The following is a 17,312-nucleotide window of genomic DNA, read 5'->3' on the forward strand; positions in this document are numbered from 1 at the left end:
AAAAATAGCTGAAGAATTCAACTTTTAAATTAAGGTTTAGCTTTCGAAATTTGATGGTGATATTTAAGATGCATCGGAATGGCGGCCGAACCATACCACGGCAAAATTTCTACGGTAAAAATGCCGTTTTTTATGGTGGGATCATTTTGAAGCAAGGCTGCGGCTTCTGTTTCTGTCGGCACATCAAGAAGAAAAATTCCGCGGTAATTCAAGGTGTTTTTTGTCGCGAAAGGACCGGCGAGTTTGAGTTTGCCACTTTTCTCCATCGCTGTCATATTTGTGAAATGACCTTCGAAAAGTTTTTCTCTTTCTTTTTTATCTGAAATCACGGCGTCATTTGGTCCGGTTTTCAAAATGACCAACATATAGTTTTTCATGCCGCGCTGATCGGCGCCAAGAGAGTCCGCTAACCTTTGACTGAATTTTTCTCCAGGAATCTTCACCTGCGCGGTGCAATTTGCAAAAAGCAAAAAAATGGCTAAAAATGGCAGATTTTTTTTCATGATATTAATGGTTTGAAAGATGCTTAAGCATCGATTTTTAAAAATTCTTTAGCAAGCTCAATCATTTTCGGATCACCGGTGTATTTCCCGTGTTCGTCCGAAAGTTTTACGGTCGGAATCCAGTCGCCGGTAATGGATTGCGCGGCGATTAATTTCATCACGATATTCATCGGTTTCAAGCCGACATCATTGGTTAAATTGGTGCCGATTCCGAAAGAAATCCCGATTCTGCCTTCGCAGGCTTTGGTGATTTCTTCTACTTTCTCAAGGTTTAAACCATCAGAAAAAATAATGTATTTAAAAAGTGGATTGATGCCGTTTTTTTCATAATGTTCGATGGTTTTATTCGCAAACTCTATCGGATCGCCGCTGTCGTGGCGCACGCCATCAAAGAGTTTTGCAAATTTCTTGTCAAATTGCCGGAAAAAAACTTCGGTGGTGTAGGTGTCGGAAAGTGCCACTCCCAAATCACCGCGGTAAACATCAACCCAATGTTCGAGCGAAAGTGCGTTTGCCATTTTGAAGCCATATTCGGCGCCATGAAACATGAACCATTCATGCGCGTGCGTGCCGATGGGTTTTACACCATATTTCATCGCAAAATGCACATTGGAGCTGCCAATAAAGTTTCCGGAGGAATTATTTTTCACCAGCGATTCCACGACCAAATCTTGAACTTTGTAGGAATGACGACGACGCGTCCCAAATTCCGCAAAAGTGACATGAAGGTTGTTAAGCTGACCGGCCTTTTCTAAAGTATTCTGGATGACAAAGTCATCGGAATTGCGCTGCATATTATTCATTTCGTAATGCAGTTCGGAAATGAGCGCCAAAATGGGAACTTCCCATAAAATTGCCCGGTACCACTGACCTTCTACGGTGACTTCTAAATTATCTTCGGTTTGAACAATGGTAACTTCCGAAGGATCATAATGATATCCGGCTAAAAAATCCAGATACGGCATATCGAGGTAAGGACATGTGATTTGCAGAAATTTCTTTTCGTCGCGCGTCAACTTTAACTCTGCCATGGCATTGATGCATTTGCGAAGTGCCTCGCCAAAACCGGGCGGAAAGAAATGTTTGCCGCGGTTGATGAACTGATATTTTACTTTTTCGTTCGGAAAGAGTTTAATGACGGCATTCTGCATGGTGATTTTATAAAAATCATTATCCAGAATTGACCTTAAACGGACTTCACTCATATATATAGGTTAGTGTAAGAGCAAATTTAGAAATTCAAAACCAATAAACTGGTAAAACGGAATTTTTAGGCAAAATAGCGGCAAATAAATATTTTTAAATGAGGAAAACTTTTAGCAGGTTGATATATAAATAGATATGCTGAAAATTTTAATTAAAAATTAAAAGAAAGGCACGTTTGCCAATTCGAAAAAAAATTGTATTTTTGCCCCCTAAAATAAAAAGCAATTAAATGCCTACTATTCAACAACTAGTAAGAAAAGGAAGAGTCTCGCTTGCCAAGAAGAGCAAATCGGCTGCCCTTGAATCTTGTCCACAAAGACGAGGTGTATGTACAAGAGTATATACTACCACACCAAAGAAACCTAACTCTGCACTTAGAAAAGTTGCGAGGGTAAGACTTTCTAACGGTAAAGAAGTTAACGCCTATATCCCGGGCGAAGGACATAATCTTCAAGAGCACTCGATAGTATTGGTTAGAGGCGGAAGGGTGAAAGACCTACCGGGAGTACGTTATCACATTGTTCGTGGAGCTTTGGACACCGCAGGTGTAGCTGGAAGAACTCAGAGAAGATCTAAGTACGGAGCGAAGAGACCAAAACCAGGTCAGGCTGCTGCAGCACCGGCAAAAGGTAAGAAAAAGTAATCACTAATTTTTAAGAAACGAAACAATGAGAAAGACGAAAGCGAAAAAAAGACCCTTGTTACCGGATCCTAAATTTAGTGATCAACTGGTAACGAGATTTGTAAACAATTTGATGTTTGATGGTAAAAAATCCATCGCATTCAAAATTTTCTATGATGCATTAGATATCGTAGAAAGCAAAAAAGGAGAAAACGAAAAGTCGGCACTTGAAATTTGGAAAGATGCTTTGACTAACGTTATGCCACACGTAGAAGTACGTTCAAGAAGAATTGGTGGTGCGAACTTCCAGATTCCAATGCCAATCCGCGCTGACAGAAAAATTTCTATGGCGATGAAATGGTTAATCAAATATTCTAAAGCAAGAAACGATAAATCTATGGCATCTAAATTAGCTGCTGAAGTTATCGCTGCTGCGAAAGAAGAAGGTGCTGCGTACAAAAAGAAAACAGACACTCATAGAATGGCTGAAGCTAACAAAGCATTTTCACACTTTAAATTCTAATCTGAAATGGCAAGAGATCTTAAACTTACAAGAAACATTGGTATCGCTGCGCACATTGATGCAGGGAAAACCACCACTACAGAAAGAATTTTATTTTATTCCGGAAAGAACCACAAAATTGGTGAAACTCACGAAGGTGGCGCTACAACCGACTGGATGGAGCAGGAAGCTGAAAGAGGTATTACCATTACATCTGCAGCAGTAACTGTAGACTGGAAATTCCCAACTGAGCAAGGAAAAGCACTTGCAGATGCTAAAAATTATCACTTCAACATCATTGATACACCGGGACACGTTGATTTTACCGTAGAGGTAAACCGTTCACTTCGTGTACTTGATGGTCTTGTATTCCTTTTCTCTGCAGTAGACGGAGTAGAACCTCAGTCCGAAACCAACTGGAGACTTGCGGACAACTATAAAGTTGCACGTATGGGCTTCGTAAACAAAATGGACCGTCAGGGAGCTGACTTCCTGAATGTTTGTAAGCAGGTTAAAGAAATGCTTGGTTCCAATGCAGTGCCTATCGTCTTGCCAATTGGTGACGAAGCAGATTTCAAAGGTGTTGTAGACTTGGTGAAAAACCGTGCGATTGTATGGCACGAGGAAAACCACGGTTCTACTTTTGACATCGTAGATATCCCAGCTGAAATGGCTGATGAAGTGAAACAGTACAGAGCACAGCTGATTGAAGAAATTGCTGCGTACGATGAAAACCTTCTTGAGAAATTTATGGAAGACGAAAATTCCATCACTGAAGAAGAAGTTCACACAGCGCTAAGAGCAGCTACTTTGGATATGAGTATTATCCCGATGACATGCGGTTCTTCATTCAAAAATAAAGGAGTACAGTTCATGCTTGATGCTGTATGTAGATATCTTCCTTCACCAATGGACAAGGAAGCGATTGACGGTACAGACCCAAGAACAGATCAGCCAATTTCAAGAAAGCCTTCCGTAACTGAACCATTTGCAGCTTTGGCATTTAAAATTGCTACCGATCCTTTCGTAGGAAGATTAGCATTCTTCAGAGCTTATTCAGGAAGACTTGATGCTGGTTCTTATGTTTTGAACACCAGATCTAACAATAAAGAAAGAATCTCCCGTATCTTCCAGATGCACGCTAACAAGCAGGAGCCAATTGATTATATCGAAGCTGGTGACATTGGTGCAGCGGTTGGATTTAAATCCATCAAAACCGGTGATACACTTTGTGACGAGAAACATCCTATTGTTCTTGAATCTATGGTTTTCCCTGATCCGGTAATCGGTATCGCGGTAGAGCCTAAAACAAAAGCTGACCAGGATAAAATGGGTAACGCTTTGGCAAAATTGGCTGAAGAAGATCCAACTTTCCAGGTGAAAACTGATGAAGCTTCAGGACAAACAATCATCTCCGGTATGGGTGAGCTTCACCTCGACATTATTGTTGACCGTATGAGACGTGAGTTTAAAGTAGAAGTTAACCAGGGACAGCCACAGGTAGAGTACAAAGAAAACCTTACCATGTCTGCAAACCACAGAGAAGTTTACAAAAAACAATCTGGTGGTCGTGGTAAATTTGCTGATATTGTGTTTGAGTTGGCTCCGGCTGATGACAACAAACCAGGCCTTGAGTTCGTGAACGAAATCAAAGGTGGTAACATTCCGAAAGAATTCATTCCGTCCGTAGAAAAAGGTTTCAAAGAAGCTATGAAAAACGGTCCGTTAGCAGGTTTCGAAATCGAAGGAATTAAAGTAACTTTGAAAGACGGCTCTTTCCACCCGGTGGATTCCGATGCACTATCTTTCGAACTTGCTGCGAAGATGGGCTTCAAAGAAGCTGGTAAAAAAGCAAAACCAGTGATCATGGAACCTATTATGAAAATTGAAGTGGTAACACCGGAAGAATATATGGGTGATATCGTAGGCGACCTTAACAAGCGTCGTGGTACCATCAATGGTATGGACGACCGTAACAATGCGAAAGTCATCAAAGGATTTGTTCCACTTTCCGAAATGTTTGGTTATGTAACTACACTTAGAACCTTATCTTCAGGTAGAGCAACATCTTCAATGGAATTCGAGAAATACGAAGCAGCACCACAAAACGTCGCTGAAAAAGTAGTCGAAATCGCAAGAGGTTAATTATTTAAATTAGTTCAAAATGTCACAAAGAATCAGAATAAAATTAAAATCTTACGATTACAATTTAGTAGACAAATCTGCTGAGAAGATCGTAAAAACGGTAAAAGCTACCGGTGCTGTTGTAAACGGCCCGATTCCATTGCCAACCAACAAGAGAATCTTTACCGTACTAAGATCTCCGCACGTAAACAAAAAAGCAAGAGAACAGTTCCAGCTTTCAGCTCACAAGAGATTGATGGACATCTATTCCTCTTCTTCCAAAACGGTAGATGCGCTAATGAAATTAGAGCTTCCTTCCGGAGTAGACGTAGAAATCAAAGTGTGATAAAAAGCGGTAAGCTTTAAGCACTATGCTTTAGGCCGCTGCACAAAACACTTTGCAATGATAGAAAATCCCTGTTCGCAAGATCAGGGATTTTTTTTGGCACTTATTTGAGCATTTTTTTCGATTTCTAATTTGCGTCTTCGCACCGAATTTTTTTTTAGAAGCAACAAAAGTGGCGCCTCTCCCGAAGATGGGTTCCCGCTTTCCGCTGTATCTTTTTTTTCGTCGTGCCTCCTCAAAAAAGGATGCCGCTGCAATCGGGGCTAGAAGAAAGGGTTTTGTTATCTTGAAGGCTTTATTCATAAAAATTGTGAAATGCTGGCGCGACAAAGTTTCTTTACCACTTTGAAAACATTGACGCTCGCTTCGCTCGCGCCCTTAAAAAAATTCGCCGCTAAAACGGACAGTTTTTTCATTTCAGAAGAATTGAAGAAAACACCGAAATAGCAGCGAAAAATTATCTGCTTTCGAAATGTTCACATTATCACATTATCACATTATCACATTTTCAAATCGAGAAAAAATACGCTGCTAAAACGCCCAATTTTTCCGTTTTAAAAAATTTAAAAAAACACCGAAATAGCAGCTAAAAATATCTGCTTTCGAAATCTTCAAATGATCACATTAGCACATTTTCAAATTTTCAAATTCACTTTCGAACCTTAGTAAAAAATGTGCACAATTATTGCCAGTGATTCTGCGTTCATCACAAAATTTACAATAATGGCATCTCTTGCAGAAAAAGATAAAGAACCACGCGAAAATTTTTTCGATAATTTCGCAAACTGGGCGAGTAAATTTACGGGCAGTCCGGGCGCTTTTATTGGCGCCGCGGTAATTGTGCTCCTTTGGGCAATATCCGGCCCGATCTTCAAGTTTTCGGAAACCTGGCAACTGGTGATCAATACCGGCACGACCATCATTACTTTTTTAATGGTTTTCCTCATCCAGAAATCACAAAATAAAGATTCCAAAGCGATACAAATCAAGCTCAACGAGCTGATTGCGGCGCACGAAAAAGCAAGCAACAGAATTGTTGACATCGAAGATCTTACGGAAAAAGAGCTGGACAGGCTTCATCGCTACTACGAAAAGCTTTCGGAGCTCGCGCAGGAAGATAATGACCTGCATATTTCACACTCCATAGATGCGGCGGAAGATAACCAAGAGGTGAAAATGCGCAACCTGCACATTGAAGCCGAAATAGAAAAGGAGGACAAATAAAATTCAATCGTCAAAAATTCAAAAGAAAAAGAAAAAATCCGGTCAAAGAGCACCGGATTTTTCTGTGCTAAACGGTGCTTTTTTTCCGCGGTGCGGTATTGCATTAATTACAATTTAATGGCTTAAGATTCAATTCATTCGCAAGACTTCAGAGACATCTGAAGTTTTTTGTGCGAAATGGGGAAATATTTTTAACTCGCTGTTTGTCAATTCAAAAAAACTTCATACATTTGCACACTCAATTTAGGGAAGAAGTATGCCTATTTCAGAAATAGAAATCACCGAACCTGGGATTGAAAACGTGAACATAATATAATATATATAAATAATGTCAGGTATTATTGGTAAAAAAATCGGGATGACTTCCCTGTTTGACGAGAATGGCAAAAACATGCCGTGTACCGTTATTCAAGCAGGTCCTTGCTCGGTTTTACAGGTCAGAACCGTAGAAAAAGATGGGTACAAAGCTGCTCAGCTTGGTTTCGATGACAAGAGTGAAAAGAACGTTGGTAAAGCGTTAGCCGGCCACTTCAAAAAGGCAGGTTCAGCTCCTAAAGCTAAGTTGGTAGAGTTCTACCATGCTTTCGTAGAAAAGTTAAGCGTAGGAGATGAAGTGAAGGTAAACTTGTTCGCCGAAGGTGAATTTGTAGATGTTACTGGAACTTCAAAAGGTAAAGGTTTCCAAGGGGTTGTTAAAAGACACAACTTTGCGGGGGTAATGCAAGCAACTCACGGACAGCACAACCGATTAAGAGCCCCAGGTTCTATTGGTGCAGGATCCGACCCGTCACGAGTATTCAAAGGAATGCGTATGGCAGGTAGAATGGGTGGTAAGCAGGTTACTGTACAAAACCTACAGGTGTTAAAAGTAGATGAAGAGCAAAATCTTTTAGTAGTAAAAGGAGCTGTTCCAGGAGCAAAAAATTCTTATGTAATCATCAGAAAATGGAACTAGTAGTATTTAATACATCAGGAAAAGAGACCGGAAGAAAAGTAACTCTGGACGAAGCAATCTTCGGTATAGAGCCAAACCAGCACTCGGTTTACTTAGAAGTGAAACAATACCTTGCAGCACAGCGACAAGGCACACATAAATCAAAGGAAAGAAGCGAAATTGTAGGTTCAACCAAAAAGTTGAAAAAACAAAAAGGTTCTGGTTCTGCAAGATATGGTGATATCAAATCGCCAACTTTCAGAGGTGGTGGTCGAGTATTCGGTCCAAAACCAAGAGACTACCGTTTCAAACTGAACAAATCTTTAAAAAGATTAGCGAAGAAATCAGTTCTTTCACAAAAAATGAGAGATAATTCTATTAAAGTTCTGGAAGCTTTCAATTTTGATGCTCCGAAAACCAAAGAATTTATCACTTTGAACAATGCGTTAGGATTTGAAGGAAAAAAATCTCTTTATATTTTACCAGAAGCGAACAAGAACGTGTATTTGTCATCAAGAAACTTACCGAAGACGAAAGTTTTGACTTACAACGAGATCAGTTCTTATGATTTGGTACATGCTGGAGAAATTGTATTCTTAGAAGGTGCATTAGAAAAATTTCAGGAAAATTTAAGAAAATAAATCATGTCAGTTATCATTAAACCAATTATCTCAGAAAAAGCGAACTATCTTACTGATTTGCGTGGTGCTTATTCTTTTTTAGTGAATACTAAAGCGAATAAAATCCAGGTTAAGAAGGCAGTAGAAGAGCTTTACGGTGTAAAAGTAGCAGACGTTAGAACCATGATTTATGCGCCTAAAGTTTCTTCTAAACACACGAAAAAAGGATTACAGGTTGGGAAAACCAACAAGTTGAAAAAAGCCATCGTTTCTCTTGCAGAAGGAGAAGTGATAGATATTTTTGCAAATTAATTAATATAAACAATAGTAATGTCTGTTAGAAAATTAAAACCTATCACCCCGGGACAGAGATTCAGAGTTGTAAACAACTTTGAGGAAATTACTACCAACAAACCAGAGAAATCTCTAACAGTTGGTATTAGTAAGTCAGGTGGTCGTAACAACACTGGTAAAATGACCATGCGTTACACCGGAGGTGGACACAAACAAAAATACAGAATTATCGACTTCAAAAGAAACAAGTTTGATGTTGAAGGTACGGTAAAATCTGTTGAGTATGATCCAAACAGAACTGCTTTCATCGCACTTGTTGAATACACAGACGGAGAGAAGAGATATATCATCGCTCCGAACGGTATCAAGGTAGATATGAAAGTAATCTCCTCAGAAACCGCAGAACCAAACGTTGGTAATGCAATGAAGTTGAAAAACATTCCATTAGGAACTGTAATTTCTTGTATCGAATTGAAACCTGGTCAGGGTGCAATTATGGCAAGAAGTGCAGGTTCATCGGCACAGTTAACTTCAAGAGATAAGAAATATGTAATCATCAAATTGCCTTCAGGAGAATCAAGAATGGTTCTTGGTGAATGTATGGCGATGATTGGATCAGTATCCAACTCTGATCACCAGCTAACCGTTTCCGGTAAAGCAGGTAGAAGCAGATGGTTGGGAAGAAGACCAAGAACAAGACCAGTAGTAATGAACCCTGTAGATCACCCAATGGGAGGTGGTGAAGGTAAATCTTCTGGTGGTCACCCAAGATCTAGAAATGGTATGCCTGCTAAAGGTTACAAAACCAGAAAGAAAAATAAAGCGTCTAACCGTCATATCATATCTAAAAGAAAATAATTATGTCAAGATCACTTAAAAAAGGACCTTTCATTCATCACACTTTAGATAAGAAGGTTCAGACAAATATAGAGTCTGGTAAGAAAACAGTAATCAAAACTTGGTCTAGAGCATCAATGATCTCTCCAGACTTCGTAGGACAAACCATTGCGGTACACAACGGGAAATCATTTATCCCGGTTTATGTAACTGAAAATATGGTAGGTCATAAGTTAGGCGAATTTTCTCCGACAAGATCTTTCAGAGGTCACGGCGGTAACAAAAACAAAGGAGGTAGATAACCATGGGATCAAGAAAAAGAGAAAGTGCATTAGCACGTAAAATAGCAAACCAAGATGTAGCAAAAGCGTTACATAACGATTGTCCTTCTTCGCCAAGAAAGATGAGATTAGTTGCTGATATCATCAGAGGAGTAGAGGTAGATAAGGCTTTATATATCCTTAAATATTCAAAAAAGGATGCTTCAAATAAATTAGAAAAAGTACTTCTTTCTGCAATGGCTAACTGGCAGTTAAAGAATGAGGGTGCAGACATCGAAGAAGCAAACTTAGTTGTAAAAGAAATTTTTGTAGACAGTGCAAGACAGTTGAAGAGACTGAGACCAGCGCCACAAGGTAGAGGTCACAGAATCAGAAAAAGATCAAACCACATTACATTAATCTTAGGTAATAAAGAAACTAAATAATCAAGGTATGGGACAGAAGACAAATCCAATTGGTAACAGATTAGGTATCATCAGAGGATGGGATTCGAACTGGTATGGTGGTAAAGATTATGGAGACAGAATCGCAGAAGACTACAAGATCAGAAGATACCTTGAGGCTCGTTTATCTAAAGGTGGAATTTCAAGAATCTACATAGAGAGAACATTGAAATTGGTAACCATTACAATTACAACCGCTAGACCGGGTTTAATCATCGGTAAAGGAGGGCAGGAAGTTGATAAATTAAAAGAAGAATTAAAAAAATTGACGGATAAAGATATCCAGATCAATATCTTCGAAATCAAAAGACCGGAACTTGATGCAGTTTTAGTTGCAGACAGCATTGCAAAACAAATCGAAAATAGAATTTCTTATAGAAGAGCCGTGAAAATGGCAATTCAAAGTACCATGAGAATGGGAGCTGAAGGAATTAAGGTTCAGATCTCCGGTCGTTTAAACGGTGCTGAGATGGCAAGAAGCGAATCTTTCAAAGACGGAAGAATCCCATTGTCAACTTTCCGTGCGGACATCGATTATCATATCGGTGAAGCACTTACTCAGTACGGTAAATTGGGCGTAAAAGTTTGGATCATGAAAGGCGAAGTTTACGGAAAAAGAGACCTTAGCCCACTGGTAGGACAACAGAAAAAAGGACCTGCAGGTAGAGGAGACCGTAACGATCGTAATGACAGAAGAGACAGAGACGACCGTAGACCAAGAGACAGAAAATAATTTAATTAGAGGTTAGAAGATAGAAATTAGCAATTAGAACTTCCGTTACAAGAACTGTATTTTAATTTTTTCATCTAACATCTCAAATCTAACATCTAATATCTAAATAGATTATGTTACAACCAAAAAGAACCAAATTCCGTAAAGTTCACAAGATGAAAATGAAGGGGATTGCTCAAAGAGGCAGTCAACTTGCATACGGAACTTTCGGGATCAAAGCCAATGAAGGTGCTTGGATTACTGCAAGACAAATTGAAGCAGCGCGTATTGCTGCTACAAGATATATGAAAAGAGAAGGTCAGTTATGGATCAAGATTTTCCCGGATAAGCCAATTACCAAAAAACCAGCCGAAGTAAGGATGGGTAAAGGTAAAGGTGCTGTGGAATATTGGGTATCTGTAGTTAAGCCTGGTAAAATTATGTTTGAAGTAGGTGGAGTTCCTTACGAAGTTGCCAAAGAAGCACTTCGTCTTGCAGCTCAAAAACTTCCTGTAACTACAAAATTTGTAGTGGCTAACGATTTTGTTCAACCTCAATAATCTTTAAGAAATGAAAAAAGCTGACATCAAAAATCTTAGCGCAGGAGATATTCAAAATAAACTGGCTGAAGCACGAGCAGATTTCAACAAAATGAAATTATCTCATAGCATTAGCCCTATTGAAAATCCTATTCAGATCAAAGACCTGAGAAGAACTATTGCGCGTCTGGAAACTGAATTAACACTAAAACAACAATAAGAATTTCATTTTATCATGGATAGAAATTTAAGAAAAGAAAGAATTGGAATTGTTTCCAGCAATAAAATGGAAAAGACCATTGTTGTAAGTGAAACCACCAGAGTAAAGCACCCAATGTATGGGAAATTCGTTCTTAAAACGAAAAAATATACAGCTCACGATGAAAATAATGAGTGTACTGAAGGCGATACAGTTTTAATTACAGAAACTAGACCTTTAAGTAAAAGTAAAAGATGGAGATTAGTAAGAATCATTGAAAAAGCTAAGTAATGTTACAAACCGAATCAAGATTAAAAGTTGCTGATAACACAGGTGCCAAAGAAGTACTTGTAATCAGAGTTCTGGGAGGAACCAGAAGAAGATATGCTTCAGTTGGTGATAAGATCGTAGTTACTATCAAAGATTCTACGCCACAAGGACAGGCTAAAAAAGGAACTGTATCTAAAGCAGTAGTGGTAAGAACTAAGAAAGCAGTACGTAGAAAAGATGGTTCATACATCAAATTCGATGACAATGCTTGTGTTCTTTTAAACGCTGCCGGCGAAATGAGAGGAACCCGTGTTTTCGGTCCTGTTGCACGTGAACTGAGAGATAAAGAATATATGAAAGTCATTTCATTAGCTCCTGAAGTACTTTAATTTTAAAATTTACAAAAAATGACAAAGTTAAAAATCAAAAGAGGAGATAACGTAATCATCACTACCGGAAGAAAAGAAATCAAAGGTAAAACAGGTGAAGTTATTGAAGTGATCCGTAAAGAAGGCAAAGACGCCAGAGTGATTGTTGCAGGTTTGAATATCGTTAAAAAACATACCAAACCATCAGCAGGAAATCCACAGGGCGGAATTGTAGAGAAAGAAGCATCCATTCATATTTCCAACGTTATGCTTACCGACAAAAACGGTAAAGGCACTAAAACCGGATCTAAAATGGAGGGTGATATAAAAGTAAGAGTTGCGAAATCAACCGGTGAAACTTTATAATTAAACGACGATGGAATATATAGCAAGACCAAAACAACAATATAAAGAGAAAATTGTTCCTGCAATGATGGAAGAATTTGGGTACAAATCTGTTATGCAGGTTCCTAAATTACTTAAAATCGTTGTTTCACAAGGTTTAGGAGCTGCAACAGCTGACAAGAAAATTGTTGACTATGCAATCGAAGAACTTACAGCAATCACCGGACAAAAAGCAGTTGGAACTATTTCTAAGAAAGATGAAGCAGCTTTCAAATTAAGAAAAGGTATGCCGGTAGGAGCCAGAGTAACTTTAAGAGCTGACCAAATGTATGAGTTCTTAGACCGATTAAGCTCTTCAGCTTTACCACGAATCCGTGATTTCAACGGTATCAAAGCTGACGGTTTCGACGGTAGAGGTAATTATAACTTGGGTATTACCGAGCAGATTATCTTCCCGGAAATCGCAATTGACAAAGTGAAAAAAATTCAGGGGATGGACATCACTTTCGTAACTTCTGCGAAAACTGACAAAGAAGCCAAATCATTATTAACTCACTTCGGTTTACCTTTCAAAAAGAACTAAAAAGATGGCTAAAGAATCAATGAAAGCGCGTGAGCGCAAAAGAGAAGCTACGGTAGCAAAATATGCAGAAAAAAGAAAAGCTTTGAAAGAAGCCGGAGATTATGCAGGTTTGCAATTATTGCCAAAAGATGCTTCGCCAGTAAGACTACACAACAGATGTAAATTAACAGGAAGACCAAGAGGTTACATGAGAACATTCGGTCTTTCCAGAGTAACTTTCAGAGAAATGGCCAACAAAGGTCTTATCCCGGGAGTGAAAAAAGCAAGTTGGTAATAAATTTAGAACAATCGAGATAAATAAGTTCTTAATGCTGTTAGCCTATAGCTAAAGCGTTTCGCATACAGCATTAAGAAAACTGTTTATCACAAACCAATAATTAAAATAGAAAAATGGTAACAGATCCAATTTCAGATTTCCTAACCAGAGTAAGGAACGCACAAAGCGCAGGCCACAAAGTGGTGGATATTCCTGCATCGAAAATTAAAAAGGAGATTACAAAAATTTTGTTTGAACAGGGCTTTATTTTGAACTACAAGTTCGAAGACAACGCTGTACAGGGAAACATCAAAATCGCTTTAAAGTACGACAAACTAACCAACAAACCGGTTATTAAAAGCATCCAAAGAGCTTCAAGACCAGGTTTAAGACAATACAAAGGTTCAGCTGAGCTTCCAAGGGTATTGAACGGTTTGGGCGTGGCTATTATCTCAACTTCTCGTGGAGTGATGACAGATAAAAAAGCCAGACAGGAAAAAGTTGGTGGAGAGGTAATCTGCTATGTTTATTAATAAATAATCAAAGGAAAATGTCAAGAATTGGTAAATCAATTATAGAAATTCCTGCTAATGTTACCGTAACCGAGAAAGACGGTCTGGTAACTGTGAAAGGTCCGAAAGGCGAACTTACACAGCAGTTAAGCGATGGAATCACTCTAAAACAGGAAGACGGAATACTTACGTTAGACAGACCGTCAGAATCAAAGCAACATAAAGCATTACACGGTCTTTATAGAGCGTTAATCAACAATATGGTTCAAGGAACTGCCGAAGGGTGGACTAAAAAACTTGAACTTGTAGGGGTAGGATACAGAGCTTCTAATCAAGGTAACAGATTAGATTTAGCTTTGGGATTCTCACACGGGATTGTATTGGATCTTCCTAAAGAAATTGTGGTAGAAACATTATCTGAAAAAGGTAAAAACCCTGTAATTACTTTAACGTCATTCGACAAACAATTATTAGGTATGGTAGCTGCAAAGATTAGATCTTTCAGAAAACCGGAGCCCTATAAAGGAAAAGGCGTAAGATTCGTTGGAGAAATTGTAAGACGTAAAGCTGGTAAATCTGCTTAATTTTAAAACTTAAGAACATGGCACTAAGCAAAGTAGAAAAAAGAAATAGAATTAAAAGAAGAGTAAGAGGGAAAATCTCTGGCTCTGCTGAATTACCAAGATTATCTGTTTACAAAAGCAATAAAGAAATTTACGCGCAATTGATCGATGATAAAGACGGTAAAACTTTAGCTTCAGCTTCTTCAAGAGGATTGAACGCGAAAGGAAACAAAACAGAAATCTCCGCAGAAGTTGGTAAAGCAATCGCTGAAAAAGCCAAAGCTGCAGGAATTGAAAATATAGTGTTCGACAGAAACGGATTCGTGTACCACGGTAGAGTGAAAGCTTTAGCAGATGGTGCAAGAGAAGGCGGACTAAAATTCTAATCATTAAATTTCGGAAATATGTTAGGACTAGATAATATAGAAAAAGTAAAACCGGGAGGATTAGAACTTAAAGATCGTCTCGTTTCAGTAAACAGAGTTACGAAAGTAACCAAAGGAGGTAGAGCTTTCGGTTTTTCTGCAATCGTGGTTGTAGGAGATGAAGCTGGAACTGTAGGTTTCGGTTTGGGAAAATCTAAGGAAGTAGCGTCAGCTATTGCAAAAGCAGTAGAAGATGCTAAGAAAAATTTGGTAAAAGTACCGGTAATTAATCATACAATTCCTCACCAAACTTCCGCAAGATACGGTGGTGCAGATATCTTTTTAAGACCTGCAACTCACGGTACCGGTGTAATCGCTGGTGGGACTGTACGTATGGTAGTAGAAGCTGCGGGAATTAAAGATATTCTTTCAAAATCCAAAGGTTCTTCAAACCCACATAATGTTGTGAAAGCTACTTTCAAAGCATTATTGGATATCAGAAGACCTGAAGAAATTGCTAAAGCGAGAGGTATTTCATTAGATAAAGTGTTTAACGGTTAATAAAATAACAATGGCAAAAATTCAAGTAAAACAAGTAAAAAGCGCTATTGGTAGAACCAAAACTCAAAAGAGAACGCTTGAAGCATTAGGATTAAAAAAACTTCACCAAGTTGTTGAGCACGAAGCTACTCCTTCTATCTTAGGAATGGTATCGGCGATCAGTCACCTTGTAGTAGTGGTAAAATAGAAAAAAGTGCCGGGAAAGAGGCTTTTTTTTTAAAGTCTCTTATCTCTTATCTTAACATCTCAAATCTAAATAATAATGAATTTAAATAATATTAGACCTGCAGCAGGTTCTACTCACAGCACAAAAAGAATCGGAAGAGGACAAGGTAGTGGTAAAGGTGGTACAGCCGGGAAAGGTCACAATGGTCAGCAGGCAAGAGCTGGTTATTCACAGAAAATTGGTTTCGAAGGGGGGCAAATGCCGTTACAAAGAAGATTACCGAAATTCGGTTTCAACAATATCAACAGAAAAGAGTACCGAGGTATTAATATCGATACACTTCAGATTTTAGCAGATACCAAAAATATCACTGAAATTACACAAGAAGTTTTGGTAGAAAATGGCTTGGCAAAGAAAAACGAGATTGTAAAAATTATGGGTAGAGGTGAATTGAAATCAGGAGTTTCAGTTTCTGCACACAAATTCACTAAATCTGCTGAAGAAGCTATTTCTAAAGCAGGAGGTAAAGCAATTACTCTTTAATATTACCCATGAAAGAATTTATACAAACACTAAAAAACATTTGGAGTCTTAAGGAATTGAGAGATAAAATACTTTTTACTCTCGGTATCGTCCTCGTGTATAGATTCGCATCTTATATTTCCTTACCAGCTATTAACATGGCAGAAGTAGGAAATCTTTTGGATATTTATAAAGATCAGGGAGGCAACAAACAGGGAGCAGGACTTCTTGGGTTGCTTTCTTCTTTTACAGGTGGAGCATTCAGCCGGGCGTCAATTATGGCACTCGGAATTATGCCTTATATCTCCGCTTCCATTATTGTGCAGCTGATGGGTATGGCAATACCATATCTACAGAAATTGCAGAAAGATGGGGAAAGCGGTAGAAATACCCTGAACCAAATTACAAGATGGTTAACAATTGCAGTTTGTTTGGTACAAGCACCTTCTTATCTTACTTCAATCACACAGATGTTCCTGCCGCATGCGCAGTTCGCTTCGGCTTACTATGTGCATCCGCAGTCAATCATGTTCTGGTTGCCAAGTATCGTAATATTGGTTGCGGGTTCAGTATTCGCCATGTGGTTAGGTGAAAAAATCACCGACAAAGGTATCGGAAACGGTATTTCTATCTTAATTATGGTAGGGATTTTAGCTGACTTTCCGGGAGCTTTTATTCAGGAAGTTGCAACCCAAACAGGTAAAGGTGGTTTTGGTACCATTATGATTCTGATTGAAGTTTTATTCTGGATGGTTGTAGTTCTATTGGCAATCGTACTGTCGGTCGCTGTAAGAAAAATTCCAATTCAGTATGTAAGCAGAGCGCAGGCCAGAGGCGGTGTAAACAGAAACTTAATGCAAGGTGCACGTCAGTGGATTCCGCTTAAAGTAAATGCTTCAGGAGTAATGCCAATTATCTTCGCGCAAGCGCTGATGTTTGTGCCAGGATTATTAACCAAGGTTGATGAATCTAATACTTTCTTAGCCGGATTCAAAAATGTCTTCAGTTGGCAGTACAATGTTTTGTTTGCAATTTTGATCATTATTTTCTCATTTTTCTATACCGCAATTACGATTCCTGTGAATCAGATGGCGGACGATTTAAAGAGAAATGGAGGCTTGATCCCTAAGGTTAGACCTGGGAAGGAAACCGCTGATTATCTGGATGATATTTTGTCCAAAATTACTTTGCCAGGTTCGTTGTTTTTAGCTATCTTTGCAGTCCTTCCAGCACTTGTGTATGGAGCATTTGTTCAGACCGATCGGTTTGCCCTGTTTTTCGGTGGCACGTCGCTTTTAATTATGGTCGGGGTAATCTTAGACACTGTACAACAGATCAATACGTATTTGTTGAATCATCATTATGATGGTTTAATGCAGTCTAAATTATCCAGAACAACAACCAACCAGTAAATT

28 protein-coding genes are annotated in these 17,312 nt (G+C 38.7%); 26 read left to right on the top strand and 2 right to left on the bottom strand.

Annotation, left to right across the window (positions count from 1 at the left end; genetic code table 11):
• Positions 1–29 precede the first annotated feature (29 nt).
• Together BMZ55_RS08545 and pncB are read right to left on the bottom strand one after the other, a co-directional pair.
• Positions 30–503 carry a YciI family protein gene (locus tag BMZ55_RS08545; RefSeq protein WP_089820001.1) on the bottom strand — a complete coding sequence of 158 codons (474 nt, stop codon included), beginning with the start codon at positions 501–503 and terminating at the stop codon, positions 30–32.
• Between the two features lie 23 nt (positions 504–526).
• A complete protein-coding gene (gene pncB, locus BMZ55_RS08550; RefSeq protein ID WP_089820002.1) occupies positions 527–1,708 on the bottom strand; it encodes a nicotinate phosphoribosyltransferase in 1,182 nt (393 codons plus the stop codon).
• Positions 1,709–1,938: 230 nt separating this feature from the next.
• On the opposite strand from pncB, the gene rpsL reads away from it, so the two are divergent.
• The 26 genes from rpsL to secY all read left to right on the top strand — a co-directional run bounded on the left by rpsL (position 1,939) and on the right by secY (position 17,309).
• A complete protein-coding gene (gene rpsL, locus BMZ55_RS08555) occupies positions 1,939–2,352 on the top strand; it encodes a 30S ribosomal protein S12 (RefSeq protein ID WP_034718671.1) in 414 nt (137 codons plus the stop codon).
• A 25-nt stretch (positions 2,353–2,377) separates the two neighbouring features.
• Positions 2,378–2,854: a 30S ribosomal protein S7 gene (rpsG, locus tag BMZ55_RS08560; protein WP_039341606.1), complete on the top strand. Its 477-nt coding sequence runs from the start codon at positions 2,378–2,380 to the stop codon at positions 2,852–2,854.
• 6 nt (positions 2,855–2,860) lie between these two features.
• The gene (fusA, locus tag BMZ55_RS08565; protein WP_089820003.1) at positions 2,861–4,978 is read left to right on the top strand and encodes an elongation factor G; all 2,118 of its coding nucleotides are present in this window, start codon (positions 2,861–2,863) and stop codon (positions 4,976–4,978) included.
• Positions 4,979–4,997: 19 nt separating this feature from the next.
• The gene (gene rpsJ, locus BMZ55_RS08570; protein ID WP_002661363.1) at positions 4,998–5,303 is read left to right on the top strand and encodes a 30S ribosomal protein S10; all 306 of its coding nucleotides are present in this window, start codon (positions 4,998–5,000) and stop codon (positions 5,301–5,303) included.
• Between the two features lie 723 nt (positions 5,304–6,026).
• Positions 6,027–6,527, top strand: coding sequence for a low affinity iron permease family protein (locus tag BMZ55_RS08580; protein ID WP_089820169.1), 501 nt, complete (start codon positions 6,027–6,029; stop codon positions 6,525–6,527).
• Positions 6,528–6,855: 328 nt separating this feature from the next.
• Positions 6,856–7,482, top strand: coding sequence for a 50S ribosomal protein L3 (gene rplC, locus BMZ55_RS08585; protein ID WP_039341578.1), 627 nt, complete (start codon positions 6,856–6,858; stop codon positions 7,480–7,482).
• Entirely contained in the window at positions 7,473–8,102 is a 630-nt protein-coding gene (gene rplD, locus BMZ55_RS08590) for a 50S ribosomal protein L4 (protein ID WP_039341575.1), read from the top strand. The genes rplC and rplD overlap by 10 nt, the downstream gene beginning before the upstream one ends.
• 3 nt (positions 8,103–8,105) lie before the next feature.
• On the top strand, positions 8,106–8,393 hold the full coding sequence (gene rplW, locus BMZ55_RS08595) for a 50S ribosomal protein L23 (protein ID WP_039341572.1): 288 nt from the start codon (positions 8,106–8,108) through the stop codon (positions 8,391–8,393).
• A gap of 18 nt (positions 8,394–8,411) precedes the next feature.
• A complete protein-coding gene (gene rplB, locus BMZ55_RS08600; RefSeq protein WP_039341569.1) occupies positions 8,412–9,233 on the top strand; it encodes a 50S ribosomal protein L2 in 822 nt (273 codons plus the stop codon).
• A 2-nt stretch (positions 9,234–9,235) separates the two neighbouring features.
• Positions 9,236–9,514: a 30S ribosomal protein S19 gene (gene rpsS, locus BMZ55_RS08605; protein ID WP_039341565.1), complete on the top strand. Its 279-nt coding sequence runs from the start codon at positions 9,236–9,238 to the stop codon at positions 9,512–9,514.
• Between the two features lie 2 nt (positions 9,515–9,516).
• Positions 9,517–9,918, top strand: a complete 402-nt coding sequence (gene rplV, locus BMZ55_RS08610) for a 50S ribosomal protein L22 (RefSeq protein ID WP_039341563.1) — start codon at positions 9,517–9,519, stop codon at positions 9,916–9,918.
• A gap of 7 nt (positions 9,919–9,925) precedes the next feature.
• A complete protein-coding gene (gene rpsC, locus BMZ55_RS08615) occupies positions 9,926–10,669 on the top strand; it encodes a 30S ribosomal protein S3 (protein ID WP_039341561.1) in 744 nt (247 codons plus the stop codon).
• A gap of 113 nt (positions 10,670–10,782) precedes the next feature.
• On the top strand, positions 10,783–11,208 hold the full coding sequence (rplP, locus tag BMZ55_RS08620) for a 50S ribosomal protein L16 (RefSeq protein ID WP_089820005.1): 426 nt from the start codon (positions 10,783–10,785) through the stop codon (positions 11,206–11,208).
• Positions 11,209–11,218: 10 nt separating this feature from the next.
• Positions 11,219–11,407 carry a 50S ribosomal protein L29 gene (rpmC, locus tag BMZ55_RS08625; protein WP_089820006.1) on the top strand — a complete coding sequence of 63 codons (189 nt, stop codon included), beginning with the start codon at positions 11,219–11,221 and terminating at the stop codon, positions 11,405–11,407.
• A gap of 12 nt (positions 11,408–11,419) precedes the next feature.
• Entirely contained in the window at positions 11,420–11,677 is a 258-nt protein-coding gene (gene rpsQ / locus BMZ55_RS08630) for a 30S ribosomal protein S17 (RefSeq protein ID WP_088263399.1), read from the top strand.
• Positions 11,677–12,045, top strand: a complete 369-nt coding sequence (gene rplN, locus BMZ55_RS08635) for a 50S ribosomal protein L14 (RefSeq protein WP_039341546.1) — start codon at positions 11,677–11,679, stop codon at positions 12,043–12,045. Before rpsQ ends, rplN begins: the two co-directional genes overlap by 1 nt.
• 18 nt (positions 12,046–12,063) lie before the next feature.
• Complete coding sequence (rplX, locus tag BMZ55_RS08640; RefSeq protein WP_089820007.1) at positions 12,064–12,390, top strand: 50S ribosomal protein L24; 327 nt, start codon at positions 12,064–12,066, stop codon at positions 12,388–12,390.
• A gap of 10 nt (positions 12,391–12,400) precedes the next feature.
• Positions 12,401–12,952: a 50S ribosomal protein L5 gene (gene rplE / locus BMZ55_RS08645; RefSeq protein WP_039341540.1), complete on the top strand. Its 552-nt coding sequence runs from the start codon at positions 12,401–12,403 to the stop codon at positions 12,950–12,952.
• A gap of 4 nt (positions 12,953–12,956) precedes the next feature.
• Complete coding sequence (gene rpsN / locus BMZ55_RS08650) at positions 12,957–13,226, top strand: 30S ribosomal protein S14 (protein ID WP_039341538.1); 270 nt, start codon at positions 12,957–12,959, stop codon at positions 13,224–13,226.
• A gap of 116 nt (positions 13,227–13,342) precedes the next feature.
• The gene (gene rpsH, locus BMZ55_RS08655; protein WP_039341536.1) at positions 13,343–13,741 is read left to right on the top strand and encodes a 30S ribosomal protein S8; all 399 of its coding nucleotides are present in this window, start codon (positions 13,343–13,345) and stop codon (positions 13,739–13,741) included.
• Positions 13,742–13,758: 17 nt separating this feature from the next.
• Positions 13,759–14,304, top strand: coding sequence for a 50S ribosomal protein L6 (rplF, locus tag BMZ55_RS08660; RefSeq protein WP_089820008.1), 546 nt, complete (start codon positions 13,759–13,761; stop codon positions 14,302–14,304).
• 17 nt (positions 14,305–14,321) lie between these two features.
• Positions 14,322–14,669, top strand: coding sequence for a 50S ribosomal protein L18 (rplR, locus tag BMZ55_RS08665; RefSeq protein ID WP_039341529.1), 348 nt, complete (start codon positions 14,322–14,324; stop codon positions 14,667–14,669).
• An 18-nt stretch (positions 14,670–14,687) separates the two neighbouring features.
• Positions 14,688–15,209, top strand: coding sequence for a 30S ribosomal protein S5 (rpsE, locus tag BMZ55_RS08670; protein WP_039341526.1), 522 nt, complete (start codon positions 14,688–14,690; stop codon positions 15,207–15,209).
• Positions 15,210–15,219: 10 nt separating this feature from the next.
• Positions 15,220–15,396 (top strand): 50S ribosomal protein L30, encoded by a 177-nt coding sequence (gene rpmD / locus BMZ55_RS08675; RefSeq protein ID WP_039341523.1) that lies wholly within the window; start codon positions 15,220–15,222, stop codon positions 15,394–15,396.
• Between the two features lie 75 nt (positions 15,397–15,471).
• Positions 15,472–15,918, top strand: a complete 447-nt coding sequence (gene rplO / locus BMZ55_RS08680; RefSeq protein ID WP_089820009.1) for a 50S ribosomal protein L15 — start codon at positions 15,472–15,474, stop codon at positions 15,916–15,918.
• A gap of 8 nt (positions 15,919–15,926) precedes the next feature.
• Entirely contained in the window at positions 15,927–17,309 is a 1,383-nt protein-coding gene (gene secY / locus BMZ55_RS08685; protein ID WP_039341517.1) for a preprotein translocase subunit SecY, read from the top strand.
• The last annotated feature ends 3 nt before the right edge of the window (positions 17,310–17,312 follow it).

Source organism: Kaistella treverensis (genome assembly GCF_900114045.1).
In the GTDB taxonomy this organism is placed as follows: Bacteria; Bacteroidota; Bacteroidia; order Flavobacteriales; family Weeksellaceae; genus Kaistella; species Kaistella treverensis.

Bases quoted from the DNA above. Each gene is read 5' to 3' on its own strand.
- BMZ55_RS08545 (WP_089820001.1), bottom strand. From the start codon at position 503: ATGAAAAAAAATCTGCCATTTTTAGCCATTTTTTTGCTTTTTGCAAAT.
- pncB (WP_089820002.1), bottom strand. From the start codon at position 1,708: ATGAGTGAAGTCCGTTTAAGGTCAATTCTGGATAATGATTTTTATAAA.
- rpsL (WP_034718671.1), top strand. From the start codon at position 1,939: ATGCCTACTATTCAACAACTAGTAAGAAAAGGAAGAGTCTCGCTTGCC.
- rpsG (WP_039341606.1), top strand. From the start codon at position 2,378: ATGAGAAAGACGAAAGCGAAAAAAAGACCCTTGTTACCGGATCCTAAA.
- fusA (WP_089820003.1), top strand. From the start codon at position 2,861: ATGGCAAGAGATCTTAAACTTACAAGAAACATTGGTATCGCTGCGCAC.
- rpsJ (WP_002661363.1), top strand. From the start codon at position 4,998: ATGTCACAAAGAATCAGAATAAAATTAAAATCTTACGATTACAATTTA.
- BMZ55_RS08580 (WP_089820169.1), top strand. From the start codon at position 6,027: ATGGCATCTCTTGCAGAAAAAGATAAAGAACCACGCGAAAATTTTTTC.
- rplC (WP_039341578.1), top strand. From the start codon at position 6,856: ATGTCAGGTATTATTGGTAAAAAAATCGGGATGACTTCCCTGTTTGAC.
- rplD (WP_039341575.1), top strand. From the start codon at position 7,473: ATGGAACTAGTAGTATTTAATACATCAGGAAAAGAGACCGGAAGAAAA.
- rplW (WP_039341572.1), top strand. From the start codon at position 8,106: ATGTCAGTTATCATTAAACCAATTATCTCAGAAAAAGCGAACTATCTT.
- rplB (WP_039341569.1), top strand. From the start codon at position 8,412: ATGTCTGTTAGAAAATTAAAACCTATCACCCCGGGACAGAGATTCAGA.
- rpsS (WP_039341565.1), top strand. From the start codon at position 9,236: ATGTCAAGATCACTTAAAAAAGGACCTTTCATTCATCACACTTTAGAT.
- rplV (WP_039341563.1), top strand. From the start codon at position 9,517: ATGGGATCAAGAAAAAGAGAAAGTGCATTAGCACGTAAAATAGCAAAC.
- rpsC (WP_039341561.1), top strand. From the start codon at position 9,926: ATGGGACAGAAGACAAATCCAATTGGTAACAGATTAGGTATCATCAGA.
- rplP (WP_089820005.1), top strand. From the start codon at position 10,783: ATGTTACAACCAAAAAGAACCAAATTCCGTAAAGTTCACAAGATGAAA.
- rpmC (WP_089820006.1), top strand. From the start codon at position 11,219: ATGAAAAAAGCTGACATCAAAAATCTTAGCGCAGGAGATATTCAAAAT.
- rplN (WP_039341546.1), top strand. From the start codon at position 11,677: ATGTTACAAACCGAATCAAGATTAAAAGTTGCTGATAACACAGGTGCC.
- rplX (WP_089820007.1), top strand. From the start codon at position 12,064: ATGACAAAGTTAAAAATCAAAAGAGGAGATAACGTAATCATCACTACC.
- rplE (WP_039341540.1), top strand. From the start codon at position 12,401: ATGGAATATATAGCAAGACCAAAACAACAATATAAAGAGAAAATTGTT.
- rpsN (WP_039341538.1), top strand. From the start codon at position 12,957: ATGGCTAAAGAATCAATGAAAGCGCGTGAGCGCAAAAGAGAAGCTACG.
- rpsH (WP_039341536.1), top strand. From the start codon at position 13,343: ATGGTAACAGATCCAATTTCAGATTTCCTAACCAGAGTAAGGAACGCA.
- rplF (WP_089820008.1), top strand. From the start codon at position 13,759: ATGTCAAGAATTGGTAAATCAATTATAGAAATTCCTGCTAATGTTACC.
- rplR (WP_039341529.1), top strand. From the start codon at position 14,322: ATGGCACTAAGCAAAGTAGAAAAAAGAAATAGAATTAAAAGAAGAGTA.
- rpsE (WP_039341526.1), top strand. From the start codon at position 14,688: ATGTTAGGACTAGATAATATAGAAAAAGTAAAACCGGGAGGATTAGAA.
- rpmD (WP_039341523.1), top strand. From the start codon at position 15,220: ATGGCAAAAATTCAAGTAAAACAAGTAAAAAGCGCTATTGGTAGAACC.
- rplO (WP_089820009.1), top strand. From the start codon at position 15,472: ATGAATTTAAATAATATTAGACCTGCAGCAGGTTCTACTCACAGCACA.
- secY (WP_039341517.1), top strand. From the start codon at position 15,927: ATGAAAGAATTTATACAAACACTAAAAAACATTTGGAGTCTTAAGGAA.